The organism is Lentzea sp. NPDC020367 (genome assembly GCF_044387305.1).
Taxonomy (GTDB): Bacteria; Actinomycetota; Actinomycetes; order Mycobacteriales; family Pseudonocardiaceae; genus Lentzea.
Map to the genome: position 1 here is coordinate 112,815 of NZ_JBIRVV010000001.1, position 19,877 is coordinate 132,691.

The window sequence follows — 19,877 nt, forward strand, 5'->3', positions numbered from 1 at the left end:
ATGTTCAAGCGGATGCTCAGCGCCTTCGGCGTCGGTGGCCCGTCGGTCGACACCGTGCTGGACTCGCCGCACGCCTCGCCCGGTCAGGTCGTCACCGGGCAGGTGCGCATCCAGGGTGGCAGCGCGGACGCCGAGATCGGCCAGGTCGTGCTGTCGCTCGTCACCCGCGTCGAGGTCGAGCGCGGTGACCACGAGTACGGCGGCGTGTCCGAGTTCCTGCGGGTCGTCGTGCAGCAGGGCGTGCGGGTCGGGGCCGGTCAGCTGGTCGCGATCCCGTTCCAGCTGCCGATCCCGTGGGAGACCCCGATCACCGCGGTCGGCGGCGGCCAGCTGCCCGGCATGACCGTGGGCGTGCGGACCGAGCTCGTGATCGCGGGCGCGCCGGACAAGGGCGACCTCGACCCCGTGCTGGTCCACCCGCTGCCGTCGCAGGACGCGGTGCTCACCGCGTTCGGGCAGCTCGGGTTCTCGTTCCGCAGCGCCGACGTCGAGGCCGGCCGCCTGCACGGCGTGCCGCAGGAGCTCGGCTTCTACCAGGAGATCGAGTTCTTCCCGCCCGCGCAGTTCGCCGGTGCCGTCCAGCAGGTCGAGCTGACGTTCGTGGCTTCGCCGCACGAGCTGTTCGTGATCCTGGAGGCCGACAAGCGCGGCGGGATGTTCTCGTCGGGCGGTGACGCGTTCGGTCACTTCCGCGTGTCCCACCAGGAGTCCGAGGGCACCGACTGGGCGTCGGCGATCAACGGCTGGCTTTCCCAGGTCGCCCAGCGCGGCGGCGGTATGCACGGCTACGACCAGCACGGTGGCCACCACGGCGGTCACCACGGTCGCGGCGGCATGGGCATGGGCACGGTCGTCGCGGCCGGTGCCGCCGGTCTCGTCGGCGGCATGGTCGTCGGCGAGATGATGGACGACGCCTTCGAGGACTTCGGCGACTTCGGCGGCGAGTAAGGGTTTCTCCCTCCGCTCACCGGGGTACTCGCGCCCTGCGTCAAGCAGTCGGCGTTGCCACCCCGGTGAGACGGAGAGCGGTGACGGTGTGAAAACGCTTGATTACGCATTGAAGGTCACGCGAGAGCTAGGCTTGAGCGGTGAGTCCTCGTGCATCGACCGGCAGAAGCCGCTGCGGATGTACATCGCGGTGGACGGACGCCTGCCCGGTCATCCCGATCACGACGTCGCCCTGTTGTGGACCGAGCGGCACGGGTGGGCGATCGCCGTCGAGGACGACGTCGAGCTGACTGTGATCGCGCACCTCGGTGGTGCGGTCGAGCCCCCGCCGCGGACGGTCGCCCGCTGGGTGGAGCGGCTGTTGGGTCAGAGCAGCTCGTCGGACACCGTGAGTTCGGCGTCGCACGCCGGACAGGTCGCCTGACCGAAGAAGTACCCGAGGACGCGCGCGACCTTGTCCTGGCCGTGCGCCGCAGCCGTTTCGCAGACCCGTCGCCCGACGCCGTCGAGCGTCGCGGGATCAGCGGGCCGCAACGGCCGTTCCGCCTCGACCGTCTTGCTGATGCCCTCGGCGGGGAGGATGAACATCGGCGTGTCGCACTCGGGACACTCGATCTCGTACTCCTCCTCGGCCACTCCCCACGCCATGGCGTCTGCCTGGTGCAGCAGGCCTTCCAGGACCAGCGCACCTTCCAGCAGGTACTCGTAACCGTCGTCGGTCACGGGCAGGAGTTCGTTCGCCCTGGTGCCCAGGGTGGCGATGGCGGCGGCGTGCTCGGTGCGGACCTCGTCAGGGCCGTCCGCGACGATTCCCACCGCGAGCAGGACCGCGTCGAGGCTCCCGATCTCGGCGAGGTGGGGGAGCGCGGCGTAACTGGCGGTGTAGCTGGAGCCCTGGTGGCACAAGGCGCTCCACAGCTCGCTCCACGCCTCCTGGTCGTCCGCGGCGGCGCGGTCCAGCAGCGCTGGGATGTCCTCCGCGGTGCCGTACGCGTGGTGCAGCACAGACCAGTCCGTCATGCCCATGATCAGATCACGGGCATGACGGACCGGTGAGCGGAATCGGTCAGACGGAGACCGGCTCCTGCTTCTTCTTCTCGTTCGGCAGCTCGTCGAGCGCGGTGCCCTCGACGTCGAGCTCCGGCAGCCAGCGCAGGAACTTCGGCAGCCACCAGGCGCGCTCACCGAGCAGAGCCAGTGCCGCGGGCACGAGCACCATGCGGACCACGAACGCGTCCACGAAGATGCCGACGGCCAGGGCGAACGCGATCGACTTCACGGTCGGCTCGCCTGCGGGGACGAAGCCCGCGAACACCGAGAACATGATCAGCGCGGCGGCCACGACGACGGGGGCGGCCTGGCGGAAGCCCGTGGTGATGGCCTCCAACGGCTTGGCACCGCGGTGGTGTGCCTCGTGCATCCGGGACACCAGGAAGATCTGGTAGTCCATGGCGAGGCCGAACAGGATGCCGATCACCAGGATCGGCGTGAGGCTGATCAGCGGGCCGGTGCTCTCGAGGTTGACCGCGCTGGAGAGCCAGCCCCACTGGAACACCGCGACCGTGGCACCGAGCGACGCGCCGATGGTCAGCAGGAAGCCGAGCACACCGACCAGCGGCACCAGCAGCGAGCGGAACACCAGGACCAGCAGCACGAGCGCCAGGCCGACGACGACCGCGAGGTAGATCGGCAGGGCCTTGTCCAGGGACGTGGCCACGTCGACGCTCACCGCGGTGGCGCCGGTGACGTACGCCTTGCCACCGTCCACGTTGGACAGTTCGGCGCGCAGGTCGGCGACGAGCTTCTCGGTCTCGGTGCTGTCCGGGCCGGACTTCGGGATCACGGTGACCAGCGCGGCGTTGCCGTCCTGGCTCGGCTGCGCCGGCGTCACCAGGGCGACGTCGGAGAGCTTGGCGAGCGGCTCGGACGCCTTGGTGGCCGTCGCGGCGGCACCCTGGCCCTCGAACAGGACGATGATCGGGCCGTTGAAGCCCTCGCCGAAGCCCTTCGCGAGGATCTGGTCGGCACGTTCCTGCGTGGAGCCGGCCGGCGGCTTCTGGATCAGCGTGGTGTCCATGGACGCCACCGGGATCGCGACGATGCCGAGCGCCACGACCGACAGCAGCAGCGCGACGACGCGGTTGCGGGTGATCGCACGGGCCCAGCCGCGGATGACACCGCGGTCCTTCGGCTCGACCGGGTTCTCGGGGGTGGCGGAGCGTTCCTTGCGGGTCAGCACGCGGCGGCCGAGCAGGCTCAGCACCGCGGGCACCAGCGTGATGGCGATCAGGACCGACACGACGATCGTGGCGGCGGCCGAGACACCCATCTGCGTGAGGAACGGGATGCCCGCGATCGCGAGGCCCACCAGTGCGATCACCACGGTCAGACCGGCGGTGACGACGGCGGAACCGGCGGTGCCGACCGCGGTCGCGACGGCGTGCCCGACGTCGGAGCCCCGGCGCAGTTCCTGGCGGTAGCGGTTGATGATGAACAACGCGTAGTCGATGCCGACCGCGAGACCCAGCATCGAGGCGAGGATCGGGGTCGTCGACTGCAGGTCCATGAACCCGGTGGCGATCGTGATGCCGAGCGTGCCGATGCCGACGCCGATACCGGCGCTGAGCAGGTTCATGCCCGCGGTCACGAGCGAGCCGTAGGTCAGTGCGAGCACGACCAGCGCCAGCACGACACCGATGGCCTCGGTGGGCCCGCCGACGTGCGGCGTCTCCTGCATCGCGGTGCCGGTGACCTCGACGGTCAGGCCCGCCGCGCGCGCCTTGTCGACGGCCTTGGTCAGCTCGGCGCGCTGCTCGTCGGTGACCTCACCGGGCTTCACGTCATAGGTGACGGTGCTGTAGCCGACGTTGACGTCGCGGTTGACGCTCGGCGCCGCCGGGTCGAGCGGGTTCGTCGCCGACCGCACGCCCTTGAGCGCGGACTCGTCGGCCACCAGGTCGGTGATCGCCTTGACGTGCTGCGGCAGCTTCTGGCCGTCCGGGGCCTGCACGACGACTTTGGCCGACGCGGTCTCACCGGAGCCGAACTTCTCCTGGATGCGCTCCAGGGCGGTGGTCGACTCCTGGCCGGGGATGGACATCGAGTTGGACGTCTCACCGCCGAGCGTGAACGCGCCGACGCCGGAGCCGATCAGCACGAGCAGCCAGATCAGGACGACCGGGAGGCGGTGCTTGTGCGCACCGAGTCCCAGTTTGTAGAGCAGTTTCGCCATGATGGTCAGGCCTCCTGGTGCCCGAGTGCGTCGAAGCAGGTAGCGAGGATCAAGGGACGCCATGTCGTCTTCTCACCCTGTTGGTTGGCCAGAAGGGTGAGCACGGCCATGGAGCTGAGCGCGCCGACGATGCGGATCGCGCGGGGCAGTTCTTTCTCGGGGTCGATGACGAACATCTCGTTGAGGAGCAGCTCGTCCTGCGCCTGCTGCGGGTCCTCGCCCGGCGCCGTCATCGTCCGGAACAGCAGCGAGACCAGTCCTGGCCGGTCCAGCGCGTAGTCGGTCAGCAGTTCCAGTGACCGCCGGTCCCGCTCACTGCCCGCGGGCAGTGAAGAGACCTGGTCGAGGACGTGCCGGGTGAGCACACGGCTCTGTTCCCACGCCGCTTCGAAGAGAGCGTCCTTGCTCGGGAAGTGGTGCAGCAGGCCGGCCTTGGACAGACCGACAGCGTCCGCGAGCGACTTCAACGAGGTCTGCTCGAAGCCGTGCCGCGCGAAGAGCGCGGCGGCGGCGTCGAGGATCTTCTCGTCGACTCCGGTCCTGGGCTGTCGTGGCATGCGGCCGACTTTACGGCGTTTACCGACCGGTTCGGTAGGTTTACCGACCGAAATGGTCGGTGGCGTTCGTCACCACAATGGGGGAGTGATCGAGTTTCGAGCCGTCGTCGAGGTGACTGGTAGTCACGTAGCGCTGTCCGGGCGGATGTCCCAGGACGAAGTCGGCGCGGTTCTGGCCGCCATCGCCGACTACAACTCCGGCGAGGAGGACGAGCCGGCGCCGTTGCACGGGCTGCTGGAGGCCGACGGCGTGATCATGGCCGGTGGGCTGGTCGTGCGGGACGCCGGGAGCGGGGTGGCGATCGAACCCGGCTGCTGCACCGGCTTGGAGGACTGGCGCGAGTGGCGGAACCTCGCGGACGGCGGGGCGCTGTGGAACGGGCACTCGCCCGGCGTCGCGGTGGAGTTCGGAGACGACGCCGTGCGGATGTGGCACCATCCGGCACCTGTCGACGGGCCTGTCTGCGTGATCCCGCTCGTGGACCTGACCGCGCATCTGGAGGGGGTCCGGCGCGACCTGCTCGGCTTCCTGGAGCGGGTGCGCGAGTGGGCGCCGGACGGGCTGGGCGACGCGCTGGCCGCGCGGTTCGACGAGGAGTTCCGCATCAGCGCGCCCCTCTGAGCCGCCTCTGTGGAGAATGGGGCGATGTTCGTCTTCGACGCGGAGCTCTGGATCTGGGACGCCCGCCGCACGGAAACCTGGACCTTCGTGACGCTGCCCGAGGACGTCTCGGACCAGATCCGCGACATCGCCACGCCCGGCCCCGGCTTCGGCTCGGTGAAGGTCCGGGCCGGGGTCGGCGCCAGCACGTGGTCGACGTCGGTGTTCCCGGACAAGCAGTCCGGCTGTTACGTGCTGCCGGTCAAGGCGGCGGTGCGCAAGAAGAACGACGTCGGGCCCGGTGACGTCATCGAGGTGACGGTCGAGCTGGTCTAGGCGCTCCAGTCGATGTCGGCGTAGATCGCGGCGTGGTCGCTGGCCGCGTGCACCTCGTTCGTCATGGTTTCGTAGACGTCCCAACGGTTCTTGGTCCTCGGGCCGCGCCAGACGCCCTTGCGGAAGACGCCGCCGCCGGTGGCCTTCGCGAACAGTTCCGGGGTGAGCAGGACGTAGTCGATCTTGCCCTTCTCGTTGACGCCGCGGTAGGTGCCGAGGCGGTGGTCCCAGTCGAAGTTCTCGTGCTCGCTGATGTCGCGCAGGCCCGTGCGTTGGAACAACGGGCGCAGTGCCTCGCTGTCCGCGGTGTCGTTGAGGTCGCCCACGACGGCGATGTACTCGTGGCCCTCGTCGCGCAACCGGTTGACGATGCGGGCGATGCGGACTGCCTGGCGGAAGCGGCGGCGGGCACCGAGAGGGTCGCCGGGGGTGCTGTAGCCCTTGGACTTCAGGTGGTTCACGAGCACGACGACCTCGGGGCCGGCGGGCGTGCGCACGTGGTATTCCGCGCAGTCGCGGGAGAAGATGGTGCCCGAGCTGTCCCGCGCGTACACGTGCGTGCGGATGGTGATGACCTGATGTTCTTCTCGCGTCAGCAATCCGACGTTGATGCCGCGTTCGTCGTTGCCGTCGATGAGGTGGACCTCCTCGTACGGGGTCCAGCCGACGTGCTTGAGCATGCTGGCGGAGAACATGTGCAGCAGCTCGCGCGACTCGGCCTCGACCACGCCGAGGACGTCCGCGCCGACGTCGCGCATCACCTGGGCGGTGTGCCGGGTGGCGAGTTCGCTGATGGGTTCGGTGGTGAGCTCCACCCAGCCGACCCAGGACTCGCGTCCGCTTGCCACGACTGAGGTTTCGCCGGTGCGGTGGCGCGCGAGGAAACGGCCGCGGATGCGCCGCAGGATCGCGTACCTGCTCCTGTCACTCCTGAGCAACTCCAGCGTTGTCAGGTGTTCCTTGAGCTCTTCCTTGACTTCCGGCGTGTAGGTCTCGGCGGCGATGAGTTCGTTGAAACGGGCGTGCGCGGCCAGAGTCGGGGCCGCGTGTTTGGTGGCGTTGCGGCCCATCACTTTGGGACGTTCGAACATGTTCTCCACGTTGAACGACCCGATTCGCGTGGTGCTCACGACTTCAGGGTCGCATGTGGAGGAACGTGTTCGCCCTGGTCCGCTCGGGTGATCTTTCGCTGCGCCGATGGTGGAGGGCCCCGGTGGCTGGGCTGCCGGATGTGGTGGGGCCCTCCGCGAGAACGACTTTGCCCGTTTGGCCGAGGACGAACCTAGGATGAACCTTGAATCCACTGGCTGAGGGGTGATCTTGGAGTTCGGGCTGCTCGGCGCCGTCGAGGTGCGGGACCGCGGTGAGTCGGTCGAGATCGGCCACGTCCGGCAACGGTCTGTACTGGTCGCGCTGCTGATGGAGGAGGGACGGCCGGTTCCGGTCGACCGGCTGCTCGACCGCGTCTGGGGTGAACGGGCGCCGCTGCGGGCGCGCGAGACGCTCTACGGCTACGTGTCAAAGCTCCGTAAGCTCCTCGAACTGGACATCGAGCGCTCCCCGGCCGGATATCGCCTCACGGTCGATCCGGAGCAGGTCGACCTGTTCCGCTTCCGGGCCTTCGTGCGCGATCGGGACTTCGACGCGGCGCTGCGGCTGTGGCGCGGGCAGGCGCTGGACGGGCTCGAGTCGCCGTGGTTCGACGCGCTGCGCGAGAGCCTGCACGCCGAACGCGTCGCCACCGAACTGGACCGCAACGACGTGGCGCTCGCGGACGGCCGGCACGCCGCGCTGCTGCCCTCGTTGCGGCAGCTGGCAGGCGAACGCCAGCTCGACGAACGCCTTGCCGCACAACTGATGCTGGCGCTGCACCGGTCGGGCAACGACGCGGAGGCGTTGCGGCACTACGAGATCGTGCGCCACCGCCTCGCCGACGAACTCGGCGTCGATCCGAGCAAACCGTTGCAGGACATGCATCAGCGGATTCTCAACGGCGACGTGGACGACCGCGCCGACGGACCTCGGCAGTTGCCCGCGCCGCACCCGTGGTTCACCGGCCGCACCGACGAACTGGCGGCGCTGGGCTCGGCCGGCACCGTCGTGATCACCGCGATCGGCGGGACGGGCGGCATCGGCAAGACCGCGCTGGCGCTGCACTGGGCGCACCGGCACCTCGCCGAGTTCCCGGACGGCCAGCTCTACGTGAACCTGCGCGGCTTCGACCCGTCCGCGGAGCCGACGCCGCCGGAGACGGTGCTGCGCGAGTTCCTGGAGGCGCTGGGGGAGGAGACGATCCCGGCCGGACTGGACGCACGGGCCGCGCGCTACCGCAGCGTGGTCGCGGGCCGGCGGATGCTGGTGCTGCTCGACAACGCCCGCTCCACCGAGCAGGTCGTCCCGCTGCTACCCGGCTCGGACGCGACGGTGCTGGTCACGAGCCGCCTCAAGCTGGCGGGGCTGGTGGCGGCGCACGGGGCGCGCTCGGTCTCGTTGGACGTGCTGCGCCCGGCCGATGCCCGCGAGTTCCTCGTGGCCAGGCTCGGCGCCGAGCGCGTGGCGGCCGAACCCGAGGTGGTCGCCGACCTGGTGAGCTGGTGCGGTGGACTGCCGCTGGCGTTGTCGATCGTCGCCGCGCGGGCCGCGATGGAACCGGACTTCCCGCTGGCCGCGTTCGCCGGGGAACTGCGCGAGCAGCCGCTCGACGCACTGGACGCGGGCGAGATCGGCACGAACCTGCGGACGGTGTTCTCGTGGTCCGTGGCGGCGCTGTCGGACGAGGCGGCCCGCGCGTTCGGCCTGCTCGGCACCATCGGCACGCCGGACGTGAGCCTCGCGGCGGCCGCGGCGTTGCTGGACCGGCCCGCGGCACGGACGCGGATGGTGTTGCGGGAACTGGAGAACGCGCACCTCGTGCAGCAGCACGTGCCCGGCCGGTACCGGATGCACGACCTGGTCGGCCTGTACGCGGCGGACCGTCCCGCCGACGCCGGCACGCGGCTGGCCGACTTCTACGCCGCCACGGCACGCGCCGCCGCGCTGACCCAGGAGCCGCACAAACCGTTGCCGGAACACGAAAGCAGCCACACGCTCGCGTTCGAGAGCAACGCCGCCGTGATGGCGTGGTTCGACGCCGAGCACGCCTGCCTGGTCACCGAGCAACGGCAGGCCCTGGAACGCGGCGCCTTCGACGTGGCCTGGATGATCGGCCGCACGCTGAACAACTACCACCTGCGGCGCGGGCGCACGTCCGACGACGTGGAGGCCTGGCTGGCGGCGTTGCGGGCCGCCGAGGCGCTGGGGGACGAGACCAAGCAGGCGACCGCGCACATGTGCCTCGGCGCGAACTACGTCGAGCTGGGTCAGTCCGCGCTGGGACACCAGCACTTCGAGCGCAGCCTGGAGTTGTTCGCGCGCAACGACGACCCGGTGGCGCACGGGGCCGCGCACCGGTCGATCGCGTGGGCCGCCGAGTTCGAGGGCGACCTGGAGAAGGCGCTGGAGCACTCGCTGCTCGGGCTGGAGAAGTTCCGTGCCGCCGCGTCTGAGGTCCGCGAGGCCGAGTCGCTGAACGAGGCCGGCTGGCGGTACGCGTGCCTGGGCCGCTACGCCGAGGCGAGGACGTTCTGCGAGGAGGCCATGCTGCTCAACACCAAGCTCGGCCACGCGGAGGGGATCGCCGCGACGCTGGACAGCCTCGCGCACATCGCCCGCCACGACGACCGCCACGCCGACGCGATCGCGCACTACGGCGAGGCCCTGGCGCTGTACCGGGAACTGGACAACCCCGCCGAACTGGCCACGGTGCTGGAGCACCTCGGTGACGTGCACGCGGAGGCCGGCGACGAGGTACGGGCGCGTGAGCACTGGGAACGCGCTCTGGAGCTCTACCGGGAGCAGGGCCGCGACGCGGAGGCCGCGGCCCTGGAAGCCAGGGGCTAGACCCGGCTCATCTGCCGGCCGCTCTCGATCAGCTCGTCGGTGAACGAGTCGAGCGCCTGGGCGAAGTCGCGCTGGTCCGGCTCGTGCCAGTCCTCCAACTGGTCGAGCAGCCAGCGCCGCCACGCCCGCACGAGCTGCGTGAACACGTCCACGCCCTGGTCGGTGAACCGGTAGCCGTCGTCGCCGAACGCGAGGTGCCCGGACCGCACGAGTGCCTGCGCGGTCGGTTCGAAGATGCCGCCGGGCACCTTCGTCATCTCGGCGATCTCGTCCAGCGTGGCGACGCCGTCGTCCGTCGACGCCCGGTACACGCGGCCGAGCAGCCACGCCTGTTCCAGCGGCAGGTCGACGCCGGACCGGCGGAGCACGGCCAGACCGGGGTCCTCGTCGGACTTCGAGACGACCGTCGAGACCAGTTTGCGCAGCTCGTCGTAGGAGTTCGACGGCGGCGCGGCGAAGCTCTCGCCCACACCGCTGTTGCCGGCGGCCGCGGCGCGGGACGTGTCGCGCAGCTGGACCTGCGGCAGGAAGAACGCCACCGCGAGCGCGACCAGGCCGATCGGGGCCGCGATGAGGAACATCATCTGCACGGTCTCGGCGTACCCGGCGACGATCGGGGCCCTGATCGCGTCCGGCAGCGCGTGGACCGCGGCCGGGCTGGCGATGGCGCGCGGGTCGACGCCCGGCGGGACCACCAGGTGCTTCGGCAGCTGGTTGGCGTAGATCGTGCCGAAGATCGCGACACCGAACGAGCTGCCCATCGTGCGCAGGAAGCTGATGCCGGACGTGGCGACGCCGAGGTCGGTGTAGTTGGTGGTGCTCTGCACGACGATCACCGGCACCTGCATCACCAGGCCGATGCCCGCGCCCAGCACCATCATGAACGCGCCCATCTCCCAGTAGCTCGTGTTCGCGTCCAGCAGGGACAGCAGGAACAGGCCGATGGTGAGCCCGACCGAGCCGATGAGCGGGAAGATCCGGTACTGGCCGGTGCGGCTGATCGTGTTGCCGGTGAACAGGGCCGTCGACATGAGACCGACGATCAGCGGCAGCATCCACAGCCCGGACGCCGTGGCCGACTCGCCGCGCACGTACTGCAGGTAGATCGGCAGGTACGTGATGCCGCCGAGCATCGCGAACCCGACGACGAAGCTCAGGATGCCCGACACCGTGAACACCCTGCTGCGGAACAACCTCATCGGCAGCATCGGCTCGGCCGCGCGTTGCTCCACGAGCACGAACGCGACCAGCAGCACGATCGATCCGGCCGCCATCCACAGGATCGTCGGCGACGTCCACGCGTACTCGGTGCCGCCCCAGCTCGTGACCAGCGTCAACCCGGTGGCGGCGAGGGCGATCAGCGCGATGCCGGCGTAGTCGATCTTCGGGCTGCCGGCCGCCTTGATCGTGGGCAGCGCGGCGATCGCCACCAGCACCACGGCGATGCCGAGCGGGATGTTCACGTAGAACGCCCAGCGCCAGCTCAGGTGGTCGACGAACAGCCCGCCGAGCAACGGACCGGCCACCGTCGCGATGCCGAACACCGCGCCCGCGAACCCCTGGAACTTGCCGCGTTCCTTGAGCGGCACGACGTCCGCGATGATCGCCGTCGAGGTGACCATCAACCCGCCGGCGCCCAGGCCCTGGATCGCGCGGAACGCGATGAGCGTGGTCATCGACTCCGACCAGCCGGCGAAGAACGACCCGATCAGGAACAGCGCGACGCTGATGACGAACGTCTTCTTGCGCCCGTAGAGGTCGCCGAACTTGCCGATCAGCACGGTCATGATCGTCTCGGCGAGCAGGTACGACGTCACCACCCACGACAGGTGCGCGCCGCCACCCAGGTCGGCCACCATCGTGGGCAGCGCGGTGGACACGATGGTCTGGTCGAGTGCGGCCAGCAGCATGGCGAGGAGGACGGCCGCGACGACCAGGTTCCGCCTGCGAGTGTCGATCATCTCGGGCACGCAGGGGATGATCGCGCAGGTTGGACGACCTCGCAGGGGGAGGAACACGATGGGGGTCAAGGCCGCTCTGGTGGCGTTCGGCGACGTGCGGGCGGCGTTGCGAGGTGGTGGTGTGCCGGACCGTTCGGCGGCGGAGGCGGTGGTCCGGGCGTTGCGGCCGGGCTGCGCGGTCGAGCCCGTCGGGGACGGCGAACTGGCGGAGGACATCTACCCCGGCGACGGGTTCGCGTACGTCGCGGTGTTCCCGGACGCCACGATCGTGTGCGATCAGGAGCTGGCGACCGTGCCCGTGCCCGAGCACGTCCTGGAGTTCGCGGGAGATCGTCCGCTGAAGGTGTTCGCCCAGCACTCCGGTTCGGGGTGGCTGGCGTTCGCCGAATGGGCCGCGGACGGCACGCTGCTCCGGTCGCACCACGCCGAGTCGCACGACCAGCACGAACTCGCCGGCTCGGTGGCCGTGGAGATGTTCGGCTTCACCGCGGAAAGTCCGCCGGACGGCGTGGTGCTGCACGGCTTCCGCGTGACCGGTCCGGATCGGCCCGAACGCGACGCCGCCCTCAACGCCGCGGTGGCCGCGATGGTCCGGCGCGGCCCGCAGCGGATGACGATCGGGCCGGACGGCTCGCTGGTCCCGATCACCGAGTCGTCATAGGGTCGGACGAGATCACCTGAAGGAGGCCGTCTTGATCTTCATCACCGCCAAGTTCCGCGTCCTGCCCGAGCACGCCGAGGCCTGGCCCGAGATCAGCCGCAGCTTCACCGAGGCGACCCGCGCCGAGCCCGGCTGCCTGTGGTTCGACTGGTCGCGCAGCCTCGACGACCCGACCGAGTACGTGCTGGTCGAGGCGTTCCGGGACGGCGACGCGGGCGGCGCGCACGTGCAGTCCGAGCACTTCCGCAACGCCCAGAAGGAACTGCCGCAGTACCTCGCGGAGACTCCCCGGATCGTCAGCCAGTCCGTGGAGCAGGACGACTGGTCGCTGCTCGGCGAGATGGAGGTTGCGCCACGCGGGTGAGCCTTGCCCGGATCGTTTGGTGCAGCGGGTTCGTCCGCCCAGGATGGGCGCCATGGACGCCTTCCTGGAGTTGTCCGCCGAGCTGACCGGATTCTCGGCGGACGAGCTGAGGTCGACCGGACTGGTCGAGCAGTACCGCGCGCTGGCCGACGGCGCGCCGGAGAACGAGATCATCCAGCTCTGGTACACCGGCGTCTGGCGCGGGGTGATCCCGAGCGAGCGCGCCTACGCCGAAGGCCTGGCGTGGAAGGCGGTCGGGGTCGCCGCGCCGGGGACCTGGGCGGCCGGGTTCGGCAGCTGGGAGCAGAGACCCAGAAGAAGCGCCCGGTGAGGGCCGTGGTCGTCGGCGCGGGGTTCGCCGGCTCGCTCGTCGCCAAGGTGCTGGGGGACAACGGGTTCCGCGTGCTCGTGCTGGAGGCCGGCGCGGAACCGAACGACGACGCCGTGAGCCGGTTCCGCAGAGCCCTCGTCAAGTCGCCGCTCGCGCCGTACCGGACGACCGCCGCCGCGCCGTCCAGTGGCTACCTGATCAACACCGGGCCGTACGACTACTCGAGCCCGTACCTGCGGATGAACGGCGGCACCGGCACCGCCTGGACCGGCATCACGCCCCGGATGCGCCCCGACGACTTCCGCACCGCCGACATCGGCCGCGGTCGCAACTGGCCGCTGGGCTACGCCGACCTGGAACCCTTCTACCGCGCGGCGGAGTGGGAGATCGGCATCGCGGCCGACGCCGACGAGCAGCGGCAGCACCTTCCCGTCGCGGACGGCTACCGCTATCCCATGCACGCCCTGCCCCGCACGTACCTCGACCACGCCGTCGCGTCCGTTGTGGACGGTGCGTGGATCGACGGGCGCGAACTGCTCGTCGTCGGCACCCCGCAGGCGCGCAACGGGATCCCGGTCCAGGGCTATCGGCCCGACGGGCACCAGTGCACCGGCTATGCGAGCTGTGTGCCGATCTGCCCGGAGAACGCCAAGTACACCCCACGCCGGACGCAGAGGCAGTGGTCGGGCAACGTCGAGCTGCGCACGAGATGCGTGGTGAACCGGGTGCACGCGGACGAGTTCGGGCGCATCACCAAGGTCAGCTACCAGCGCTACGAGGACGACACATCCGGCAGACACACGCGGCACGAGGAAGAGGCGGACGTGGTCGTCCTCGCCGCGCACGCCATTGAGAACGCCAAGCTGCTGCTCATGTCCGGGCTCGCGAACAGCAGCGACCAGGTCGGCCGCAACCTGATGGACCACCCCGCGCTGCTGACGTGGGCGCTGATGCCGCAGGCGATCGGCCCGTTCCGCGGCCCCGGCTCGACGACGGGCATCGAGGCGTTCCGCAGCGGTCCGCAACGCCGGGTGAGAGCGCCGTTCCGCATCGAGATCGGCAACTGGGGCTGGGGCTGGGCGGCCGGGAGTCCTGATTCCGACACGGCCGAGTTCGTCGCGGCCGGGCTGCGGGGCAAGGCGCTGCGAGAAGCGGTGGCGGACCGGGTCGGCCGCCAGTTCGCGTTGCAGATCGAGGTCGAGCAGGAGGCCGATCCGGCGAACCGCGTCACGCTGGCCGACGACCTCGACGCGCTGGGCAACCCGCGGCCGTCGATCCACTATGGACTCTCGGACTACGTGAAGGACGGCCTGCTGGCCGCGAAACGGGTCTCGGGCCGGATCTTCGAGCTGCTCGGCGCGGACGACCACACCTCGTACAAGCCCGACGACGAGCGGTACTTCGAGCACGACGGCGAACCGATGCGCTGGTGGGGCGCCGGGCACGGCGGCGGCACGCACGTCATGGGCACCTCGCCGCGCGACTCCGTGGTCGACCAGTGGCAACGCTGCTGGGACCACCCGAACCTGTACGCGGTGGGGTGCGGCAGCATGCCGTCGCTCGGCACCTCCAACCCGTCGCTGACGATGGCCGCGCTGGCTCTCCGCACAGCGGACCACCTGGTGTCACACCGCGTCGAGCTGGGCGAGGCGGCGCACCTCGCGCACGACCGGTGACCGGGTGAAAGCCGAGGACACGGCGCCCAGCCAGGCGGTCTCGGCCTCCACGCTGGGCGCCTCACCGGCGTGCCCGGAAGGCTGCTGCGGCCAGCTCCGGCCCGCGTCGCGCATCACCATCGCGGCCGCGAGTTCGGCGGCGGCGCGTGTCGGGCCGTCGACGGGGGAGTGCAGCCAGTCCTGGACCTGCGGCGGAACGTGCGTGCGCAACGCCAGCAGCCCGTCGCGGATCTCGATCAGCCGTCGGTAGAGCGTGAACTCCAGGTCGTGCCGCGCGGGCAGTTCGATCTGCGGTTGCGCGGCGACCAGGGCCCTCCACAACGGCGTCACCGCACGAATCCCGCGCCAGGTCCGCACCGTCCGGGCGACACCGTCCCACGCCGTGAGCAGCGCGCCGACCACCCACAGCGTCATCGCCACCAGGCCGATGTTGCGCGACACCGGCAGGAACTCGGCCACGCCGAACCCGGTGACCGCGAACGTGAACGACGGCAGCCCGGAGAACAGCCCCCACCCGATCGTCGCCGCCGCGGCCACCACGATCACGTGCAGCCCGGTCCGGAACGTGCCGGCCGGACGCGTCGAAGCGTTGCGTGCCAACGACACCATGAAGACGGCCAGACAGCCGATCGGATAGCCCGTCAGCGCGAGCTGGTAGAGCAGGACGCTCGGCCGCCACTGGAACACCAGCATGTCCGACACGCCGTAGAGATCGGCGAAGTCCAGGCTGGACGACAGCATCACCACCCAGCACAGCACGAGCGGCCACCACGGCGTGCGCGGCTCGGGGGAGCGGGTGCTGCGGGCGAGCTTCATCAACTCGTGCACGGCGAGCATCTGCAGCATGTTCGTGACGAGCCGGCAGGGCAGCTGGTACTCGATCCCGATCAACTGGAGCGTCGGCTCCGCCGAGATCGTGAGGCTCAGCGCCATGCTGAAGAAGAACGTGACCAGGTGCCGGGGCCTGCGCCGGGCGGTGGAGAGCTGGGCGAGGCCGATCGCCGCCAGCAGCGCCGCGGTGAGGTAGCTGATCACGACCCGAACGCCGATCGCAGCGGGTCCGCCCCGCCCGCGAGCCGCCGCACGATCAGCGACGCCACCAGTTCGGCCTCCTGCTCGTGCTCCCACAGGTAGGTCGTGCGGCCGAGCACCCGCCGGACGAGTTCGACCGGCAGGTTCGGCGTGAGGTTCGCGGCGACCTCGTCCGAGAGCTCCTGGCCCTCCGCGTGCCCGCACAACAGGTGCCCGAGCTCGTGCAACAGGATGTGCTGCTGGTGCAACGGCGACGTGTCCCGCGTGTAGAACACGTAGTCCGCCCGGTCGGTCGCCGCCAGCACCCCGCACGGCGCGCCCGGCCTGGCCTGCAACGGGATCAGCTCGATCGGCCGCCCCCGCTGCTCGGCGATCGTGCCGAACAGCGCGTGCACGTCGAACGGATCAGGTAAGTCCACAGTGGACGCGATCTGCTCGCATCGCCGCCACAGCGCGTTCTTCCTGCCCAGCACCGCCTAGTCCCCCTTGCCGCGCTGCGCCTCTCGACGTCCGATGGCCTCCACGATGTCGGCGACCGTGCCGAGCCCCTCCTCGGACAGCGTCACCGCCCGCAGCGCCAGGTCCCGCACCGCGCTGTTGCGCAGCGCCCCCAGCAGCTCCAGTTCCCCGGCGATGATTCTCCCCTGTTCATCGTCGAAGAAGTAGGCCGGCGGCACCTGGAAGAACCCGGCCAGCGCCTCCAGGTGACGCTTCGTCGGGTTGTCCCGGCGCCCGGTCCGCAGCTGCCACAGGTACGCGGCCGAGAACGACTCCCCGGTGGTCTCCCGGCACGCCCGCGCCACCTCCTCGTGGCTGTGCTGTTCCCCGTTCGGCCTGCGCACCACCTGGAACAGGCGGTCGATGCGGTCGGCGAGCGTGGTCGCCCGTTCCTCGGTCATCATCGCCTTCCACGTGCTCAGATGAACGCCCTTGAGATTCTCATTCATCTTGGATTGACACGGTCCGACCGCGCAACTTACGGTCGTTCACGTTAGCTGAGATGAATGGCCGAGGGGAGCCGGTCGCTCATCGCCGACCAGAGGGGGAGCTGGACATGACGAAGGTGGTCCCGGGAGCCGGACTTGCCGCAGGTGCGCTGACGGTGGCGGCCAACCCGCCGGTCGCAGCTGAGGTGAACGAGGCGCAGGCGTTCACGGGCTGGTCCTACGAGCACACGCCCGAGGAGGCCGTGCGCGAGGCGCTGGAGATGGCGCGGCGGCGGGCGATGATCGCCGGGTTCGACAACGACGAGTGCGTGCTGCTGTTCGTGAACGCGACCCGGCTGGGGCCCGGCTGCTACGCGGGGGACGCGGGCCTGCGCTGCGCGCGCTGAACCAGCAGGATCGCGGCGGCGACCGCGAGGACGACGACCCCGTTGCCGAACGCCCAGAGCACGGCGTGGTCGTGGACCACGTCCCGGGAGACGGCCGGGTCGCGGAACACCGGGTTGACCTGCGTGATCAGCAGGATCTTCATCGCGACCGACACCGCGAGACAGCCCAGCGCGGGCCACGGCGCACGCGTGACGACGGCCAGGACGACACCGAGCGGTCCCCACGGCAGGTAGTAGTAGATCGGGCTGCCTGCCGCGAACACGCCCACGAGCGAACCGGGCCGCGGGTCCGCCAGCAGCTGCGGATTCCACACGATCTGCTCGTACAGGTTGCCGAACAGCCACATGCTGAGCAGGGGAACGACGAGCCGCGAAAATCTCACCTGGCCATCATGGCGAAAATGTCGAAAGCTCCGTGACGTCGATCGACGCAGGGGTGGCGGCCGGATGTGGCCGCCAGTCGACAACGAGGAGACGACATGCGGTTCATGCTCATGCACCGGGTCCACGAGGACGACGAGGCCTCTTGGGAGCCGAACCCCGAGCTGATCGAGCGGATGAACACGTTCATCGGGAAGCTCAACGCGGACGGCGTCATGCTCGGCGCGGAGGGCGTGCTGAAGCCAGGTGTGGTGGTGCGCAGGCGTGGGGCGGCGATCAGGTCGACCGACGGGCCGTTCGCTGAGGCCAAGGAGGTCGTCGGCGGGTTCCTGCTGGTCAACGCGAAGGATCTCGCCGAGGCCACGGCCATCGCCGAGGAGTACATCACCTGTTTCGCCGGCGTCGAGGAGATGTCGATCGAAGTTCGGCGGGTCACCGAGTTCGAGGACATCGAGCCCTATCTGACCAAGTAGCCCAGTTCGACGACGAACCACTCGCCGTCGAGCTGACACGGTCCGCCCGGGTGGAGCCGCACGTCCTCGCTGTCCAACGCCACGAGCACGTGCGGCCCCTCCAGGTCCAAAGCCGTGTCGGCGACCGTGCGCACGCTGACGTCGTCGGGCCGGACGTCCAGCGGTTCCGGCAGGTTCTCGCCCAGGTCCTTCAGCTCGACCAGCCGGTTGCGGTAGAAGGTCGTGCCGATGTTCGTGAGCCGGTGCACGGGCGACACGGGCCGGTACACGTGACCGCCGCGGTGCTCGGAGATGAACCGCGGCTCGCTGCCGTCGAGCCAGTCCATCCGGCCCTCCGAGCCGTCGATGCTGAGCACGACGTACGGGTTGTGGTGCAGGTGCCACGGGTGGGTCTCGCCTGGCTCGAGCGTCACCTCCCACACCCTGACCACCGGATCGTCGTGCAGCACGCGGCGGCCGACGTCGACGAGCACGATCTCCTCACCGGACGGCGAGATCACGACGTCACCCCGCAAGGCGCACCTCCTGCAGATAGCGGTCCTGGACCGACTGCCAGCTAGCAGTCGTCCACGGTTCGATGTGGGCGATGTGCGCGTCCGGACGCAGCAGGACCACGACGTCGCCGAAGCGTTCGCGGACCGTGTCGCCCGGATCGAAGTAGGCGCGCGAACGCAGGTCCGAGTGCGGAGCGTCCCACCGGCTCACGACCACCTGCCGCAGACCGGCGGGTCCGTCAGCGGGAATGAACGGCCGGCGGCGCGCGTCGGTGAGGTGCAGCGCGACGAACGAGTCACGGCACAGCTCGTGCAGGTGGACCGGGCCGCGCAGACCGAAGACGCGCAGGTCCGGGGCTCGGTCGCCGACGCGGAGAGGCCCGGTGCGCGTCATCGACCAGTCGGCGCCCAGGCGCACGCCGAGCAACGTCCGCGTCATCGCGTCCTGCCACCCCGCGACGGCGTCCGAGCGCCGGTCCATCACGGCACGGGCCGCCTCCGCCAGCGCGCCCGAACCGTGCACGGCCACCGGTTTCTGCTCGGCCTCGTAGCCGTCGAGCAAGGCCTCCGACGCCCACCCGCGCAGCACCCACGCGAGTCGCCACGGCAGGTTGGACGCGTCGAGCACGCCGGTGTTCAGGCCCAGCGCCCACATCGGCGTGATCAGGTGCGCCGCGTCGCCCAGCAGGAACACCCGGCCGTCCCGCCACGACGACGCGACGCGGTGGTGCACGGTGTAGACGTTGCTGCCCAGCACCTCCAGCGAGTCGACGTCGCCGATGAAGTGCCGTGCTTTCTCCCGCAACTCGTCCGGCGCCGGCTCGGCGCGGCCGGGGGCCAGCGGGAACACGAACCGCCAGCAGTGCGGCTGTCGCACGAGGACCATCCACTCCTCGCGGTCGCCGAAGTAGGCCAGGTACGGGTAGTCGCGCGGGTGGGCGATGTCGAGGTCGCACACCAGGTCGACCAGCATGTACCGCTGCTCCAGGGTGTGCCCGCCGACCTCGACGCCGAGCCGTTCCCGCACGGTCGACCGCCCGCCGTCGCAGCCCAGCACGTACGCGGCCTCGAAGCCGACCGTTCCGTCCGGAGTGGACAGTTGCAGCGTCACACCGTCCTCGTGCTGCGCGAAGTCCACCAGCCGGTGTCCCATTCGCACGGTGCCGGGTGCCAGCATCGACGCGAGCACCGGCTCCAGTTCGTGCTGCGGAACGTTGACGACGAACGGAAACCGCGTCTCGTCGGCCAACGCCGAGGTGAGCACGCTCCCGGTCGACTTCCCGGTCGCCCGGTCCACCTCGCCGATCTCGTCGAGCCGCAGCGACGCCTCCAGCACCGGCCCGAGCGCGTCGTACCGGTCCAGCACCTCCAGCGTGCGCGTCAGGATCGTGCCCGCTCTCGTCTCGGCCGACAGCTCGTTCCCCGCCTCGAAGACGACGACCGGGATTCCGTGCGCGACCAGCCCCAACGCGGTGATCAGCCCGACCGGGCCCGCGCCGATCACGGCCACCGGACTAACGGACGTGTTCATCGGTCCTCCCCGACCTCTATGTTCGAC

22 protein-coding genes are annotated in these 19,877 nt (G+C 70.2%); 11 read left to right on the plus strand and 11 right to left on the minus strand.

The features are described 5' to 3' along the window. Both ACH413_RS00540 and ACH413_RS00545 read left to right on the plus strand, forming a co-directional pair. Complete coding sequence (locus tag ACH413_RS00540) at positions 1 to 948, plus strand: sporulation protein (protein WP_360029457.1); 948 nt, start codon at positions 1 to 3, stop codon at positions 946 to 948. Between the two features lie 88 nt (positions 949 to 1,036). Further along, on the plus strand, positions 1,037 to 1,372 hold the full coding sequence (locus tag ACH413_RS00545) for a DUF6292 family protein (RefSeq protein ID WP_360029458.1): 336 nt from the start codon (positions 1,037 to 1,039) through the stop codon (positions 1,370 to 1,372). Here the strand turns inward: ACH413_RS00545 and ACH413_RS00550 are convergent. From ACH413_RS00550 to ACH413_RS00560, 3 genes are read right to left on the minus strand one after another with little or no spacing between them, the layout of a single operon-like run. After that, positions 1,315 to 1,968 (minus strand): hypothetical protein, encoded by a 654-nt coding sequence (locus tag ACH413_RS00550; protein ID WP_360029459.1) that lies wholly within the window; start codon positions 1,966 to 1,968, stop codon positions 1,315 to 1,317. The genes ACH413_RS00545 and ACH413_RS00550 overlap by 58 nt on opposite strands. 46 nt (positions 1,969 to 2,014) lie before the next feature. Further along, entirely contained in the window at positions 2,015 to 4,180 is a 2,166-nt protein-coding gene (locus tag ACH413_RS00555; RefSeq protein ID WP_360029460.1) for an MMPL family transporter, read from the minus strand. Positions 4,181 to 4,185: 5 nt separating this feature from the next. Next, on the minus strand, positions 4,186 to 4,737 hold the full coding sequence (locus ACH413_RS00560; protein ID WP_360029461.1) for a helix-turn-helix domain-containing protein: 552 nt from the start codon (positions 4,735 to 4,737) through the stop codon (positions 4,186 to 4,188). An 85-nt stretch (positions 4,738 to 4,822) separates the two neighbouring features. Between ACH413_RS00560 and ACH413_RS00565 the strand changes: the two genes are divergently transcribed. Together ACH413_RS00565 and ACH413_RS00570 are read left to right on the plus strand one after the other, a co-directional pair. After that, the gene (locus ACH413_RS00565) at positions 4,823 to 5,359 is read left to right on the plus strand and encodes a hypothetical protein (RefSeq protein ID WP_360029462.1); all 537 of its coding nucleotides are present in this window, start codon (positions 4,823 to 4,825) and stop codon (positions 5,357 to 5,359) included. Between the two features lie 24 nt (positions 5,360 to 5,383). Then, complete coding sequence (locus ACH413_RS00570; protein WP_360029463.1) at positions 5,384 to 5,674, plus strand: DUF1905 domain-containing protein; 291 nt, start codon at positions 5,384 to 5,386, stop codon at positions 5,672 to 5,674. Here ACH413_RS00570 and ACH413_RS00575 read toward each other — a convergent pair. Beyond that, positions 5,671 to 6,804, minus strand: coding sequence for an endonuclease/exonuclease/phosphatase family protein (locus ACH413_RS00575; protein WP_360029464.1), 1,134 nt, complete (start codon positions 6,802 to 6,804; stop codon positions 5,671 to 5,673). The two genes, ACH413_RS00570 and ACH413_RS00575, sit on opposite strands and share 4 nt — an antisense overlap. 190 nt (positions 6,805 to 6,994) lie before the next feature. Here ACH413_RS00575 and ACH413_RS00580 point away from each other — a divergent pair, with 190 nt between their 5' ends. After that, positions 6,995 to 9,613 (plus strand): BTAD domain-containing putative transcriptional regulator, encoded by a 2,619-nt coding sequence (locus ACH413_RS00580; RefSeq protein ID WP_360029465.1) that lies wholly within the window; start codon positions 6,995 to 6,997, stop codon positions 9,611 to 9,613. Here the strand turns inward: ACH413_RS00580 and ACH413_RS00585 are convergent. Then, entirely contained in the window at positions 9,610 to 11,574 is a 1,965-nt protein-coding gene (locus tag ACH413_RS00585; RefSeq protein ID WP_360030353.1) for an MDR family MFS transporter, read from the minus strand. The genes ACH413_RS00580 and ACH413_RS00585 overlap by 4 nt on opposite strands. Positions 11,575 to 11,632: 58 nt before the next feature. Here ACH413_RS00585 and ACH413_RS00590 point away from each other — a divergent pair, with 58 nt between their 5' ends. Genes ACH413_RS00590 through ACH413_RS00605 form a run of 4 tightly spaced genes read left to right on the plus strand, consistent with a single transcriptional unit; the run spans position 11,633 to position 14,606 of the window. Continuing rightward, the gene (locus ACH413_RS00590; protein ID WP_360029466.1) at positions 11,633 to 12,235 is read left to right on the plus strand and encodes a DUF6928 family protein; all 603 of its coding nucleotides are present in this window, start codon (positions 11,633 to 11,635) and stop codon (positions 12,233 to 12,235) included. A gap of 31 nt (positions 12,236 to 12,266) precedes the next feature. Beyond that, on the plus strand, positions 12,267 to 12,599 hold the full coding sequence (locus ACH413_RS00595; protein ID WP_360029467.1) for a putative quinol monooxygenase: 333 nt from the start codon (positions 12,267 to 12,269) through the stop codon (positions 12,597 to 12,599). 52 nt (positions 12,600 to 12,651) lie between these two features. Further along, a complete protein-coding gene (locus ACH413_RS00600) occupies positions 12,652 to 12,930 on the plus strand; it encodes a hypothetical protein (protein WP_360029468.1) in 279 nt (92 codons plus the stop codon). Next, entirely contained in the window at positions 12,927 to 14,606 is a 1,680-nt protein-coding gene (locus tag ACH413_RS00605; protein WP_360029469.1) for a GMC family oxidoreductase, read from the plus strand. Before ACH413_RS00600 ends, ACH413_RS00605 begins: the two co-directional genes overlap by 4 nt. Here ACH413_RS00605 and ACH413_RS00610 read toward each other — a convergent pair. From ACH413_RS00610 to ACH413_RS00620, 3 genes are read right to left on the minus strand one after another with little or no spacing between them, the layout of a single operon-like run. After that, positions 14,556 to 15,641 carry an MAB_1171c family putative transporter gene (locus ACH413_RS00610; RefSeq protein WP_360029470.1) on the minus strand — a complete coding sequence of 362 codons (1,086 nt, stop codon included), beginning with the start codon at positions 15,639 to 15,641 and terminating at the stop codon, positions 14,556 to 14,558. The genes ACH413_RS00605 and ACH413_RS00610 overlap by 51 nt on opposite strands. Further along, complete coding sequence (locus tag ACH413_RS00615; protein WP_360029471.1) at positions 15,638 to 16,111, minus strand: hypothetical protein; 474 nt, start codon at positions 16,109 to 16,111, stop codon at positions 15,638 to 15,640. Before ACH413_RS00615 ends, ACH413_RS00610 begins: the two co-directional genes overlap by 4 nt. Positions 16,112 to 16,114: 3 nt before the next feature. Further along, positions 16,115 to 16,537, minus strand: a complete 423-nt coding sequence (locus ACH413_RS00620; RefSeq protein WP_360030354.1) for an XRE family transcriptional regulator — start codon at positions 16,535 to 16,537, stop codon at positions 16,115 to 16,117. A gap of 155 nt (positions 16,538 to 16,692) precedes the next feature. Between ACH413_RS00620 and ACH413_RS00625 the strand changes: the two genes are divergently transcribed. Next, the gene (locus ACH413_RS00625; protein WP_360029472.1) at positions 16,693 to 16,971 is read left to right on the plus strand and encodes a hypothetical protein; all 279 of its coding nucleotides are present in this window, start codon (positions 16,693 to 16,695) and stop codon (positions 16,969 to 16,971) included. Here ACH413_RS00625 and ACH413_RS00630 read toward each other — a convergent pair. Next, positions 16,935 to 17,354 (minus strand): hypothetical protein, encoded by a 420-nt coding sequence (locus tag ACH413_RS00630; protein ID WP_360029473.1) that lies wholly within the window; start codon positions 17,352 to 17,354, stop codon positions 16,935 to 16,937. The genes ACH413_RS00625 and ACH413_RS00630 overlap by 37 nt on opposite strands. A gap of 96 nt (positions 17,355 to 17,450) precedes the next feature. On the opposite strand from ACH413_RS00630, the gene ACH413_RS00635 reads away from it, so the two are divergent. Continuing rightward, the gene (locus ACH413_RS00635) at positions 17,451 to 17,825 is read left to right on the plus strand and encodes a YciI family protein (RefSeq protein ID WP_360029474.1); all 375 of its coding nucleotides are present in this window, start codon (positions 17,451 to 17,453) and stop codon (positions 17,823 to 17,825) included. Here ACH413_RS00635 and ACH413_RS00640 read toward each other — a convergent pair. After that, positions 17,810 to 18,340, minus strand: a complete 531-nt coding sequence (locus ACH413_RS00640) for a hypothetical protein (RefSeq protein ID WP_360029475.1) — start codon at positions 18,338 to 18,340, stop codon at positions 17,810 to 17,812. The two genes, ACH413_RS00635 and ACH413_RS00640, sit on opposite strands and share 16 nt — an antisense overlap. Further along, positions 18,330 to 19,850: an FAD-dependent monooxygenase gene (locus ACH413_RS00645; RefSeq protein ID WP_360029476.1), complete on the minus strand. Its 1,521-nt coding sequence runs from the start codon at positions 19,848 to 19,850 to the stop codon at positions 18,330 to 18,332. Before ACH413_RS00645 ends, ACH413_RS00640 begins: the two co-directional genes overlap by 11 nt. Positions 19,851 to 19,877: the final 27 nt, after the last annotated feature.

Bases quoted from the DNA above. Each gene is read 5' to 3' on its own strand.
- ACH413_RS00560 (WP_360029461.1), bottom strand. From the start codon at position 4,737: ATGCCACGACAGCCCAGGACCGGAGTCGACGAGAAGATCCTCGACGCC.
- ACH413_RS00635 (WP_360029474.1), top strand. From the start codon at position 17,451: ATGCGGTTCATGCTCATGCACCGGGTCCACGAGGACGACGAGGCCTCT.
- ACH413_RS00585 (WP_360030353.1), bottom strand. From the start codon at position 11,574: ATGATCGACACTCGCAGGCGGAACCTGGTCGTCGCGGCCGTCCTCCTC.
- ACH413_RS00645 (WP_360029476.1), bottom strand. From the start codon at position 19,850: ATGAACACGTCCGTTAGTCCGGTGGCCGTGATCGGCGCGGGCCCGGTC.
- ACH413_RS00570 (WP_360029463.1), top strand. From the start codon at position 5,384: ATGTTCGTCTTCGACGCGGAGCTCTGGATCTGGGACGCCCGCCGCACG.
- ACH413_RS00540 (WP_360029457.1), top strand. From the start codon at position 1: ATGTTCAAGCGGATGCTCAGCGCCTTCGGCGTCGGTGGCCCGTCGGTC.
- ACH413_RS00555 (WP_360029460.1), bottom strand. From the start codon at position 4,180: ATGGCGAAACTGCTCTACAAACTGGGACTCGGTGCGCACAAGCACCGC.
- ACH413_RS00620 (WP_360030354.1), bottom strand. From the start codon at position 16,537: ATGACCGAGGAACGGGCGACCACGCTCGCCGACCGCATCGACCGCCTG.
- ACH413_RS00600 (WP_360029468.1), top strand. From the start codon at position 12,652: ATGGACGCCTTCCTGGAGTTGTCCGCCGAGCTGACCGGATTCTCGGCG.
- ACH413_RS00625 (WP_360029472.1), top strand. From the start codon at position 16,693: ATGACGAAGGTGGTCCCGGGAGCCGGACTTGCCGCAGGTGCGCTGACG.
- ACH413_RS00590 (WP_360029466.1), top strand. From the start codon at position 11,633: ATGGGGGTCAAGGCCGCTCTGGTGGCGTTCGGCGACGTGCGGGCGGCG.
- ACH413_RS00550 (WP_360029459.1), bottom strand. From the start codon at position 1,968: ATGACGGACTGGTCTGTGCTGCACCACGCGTACGGCACCGCGGAGGAC.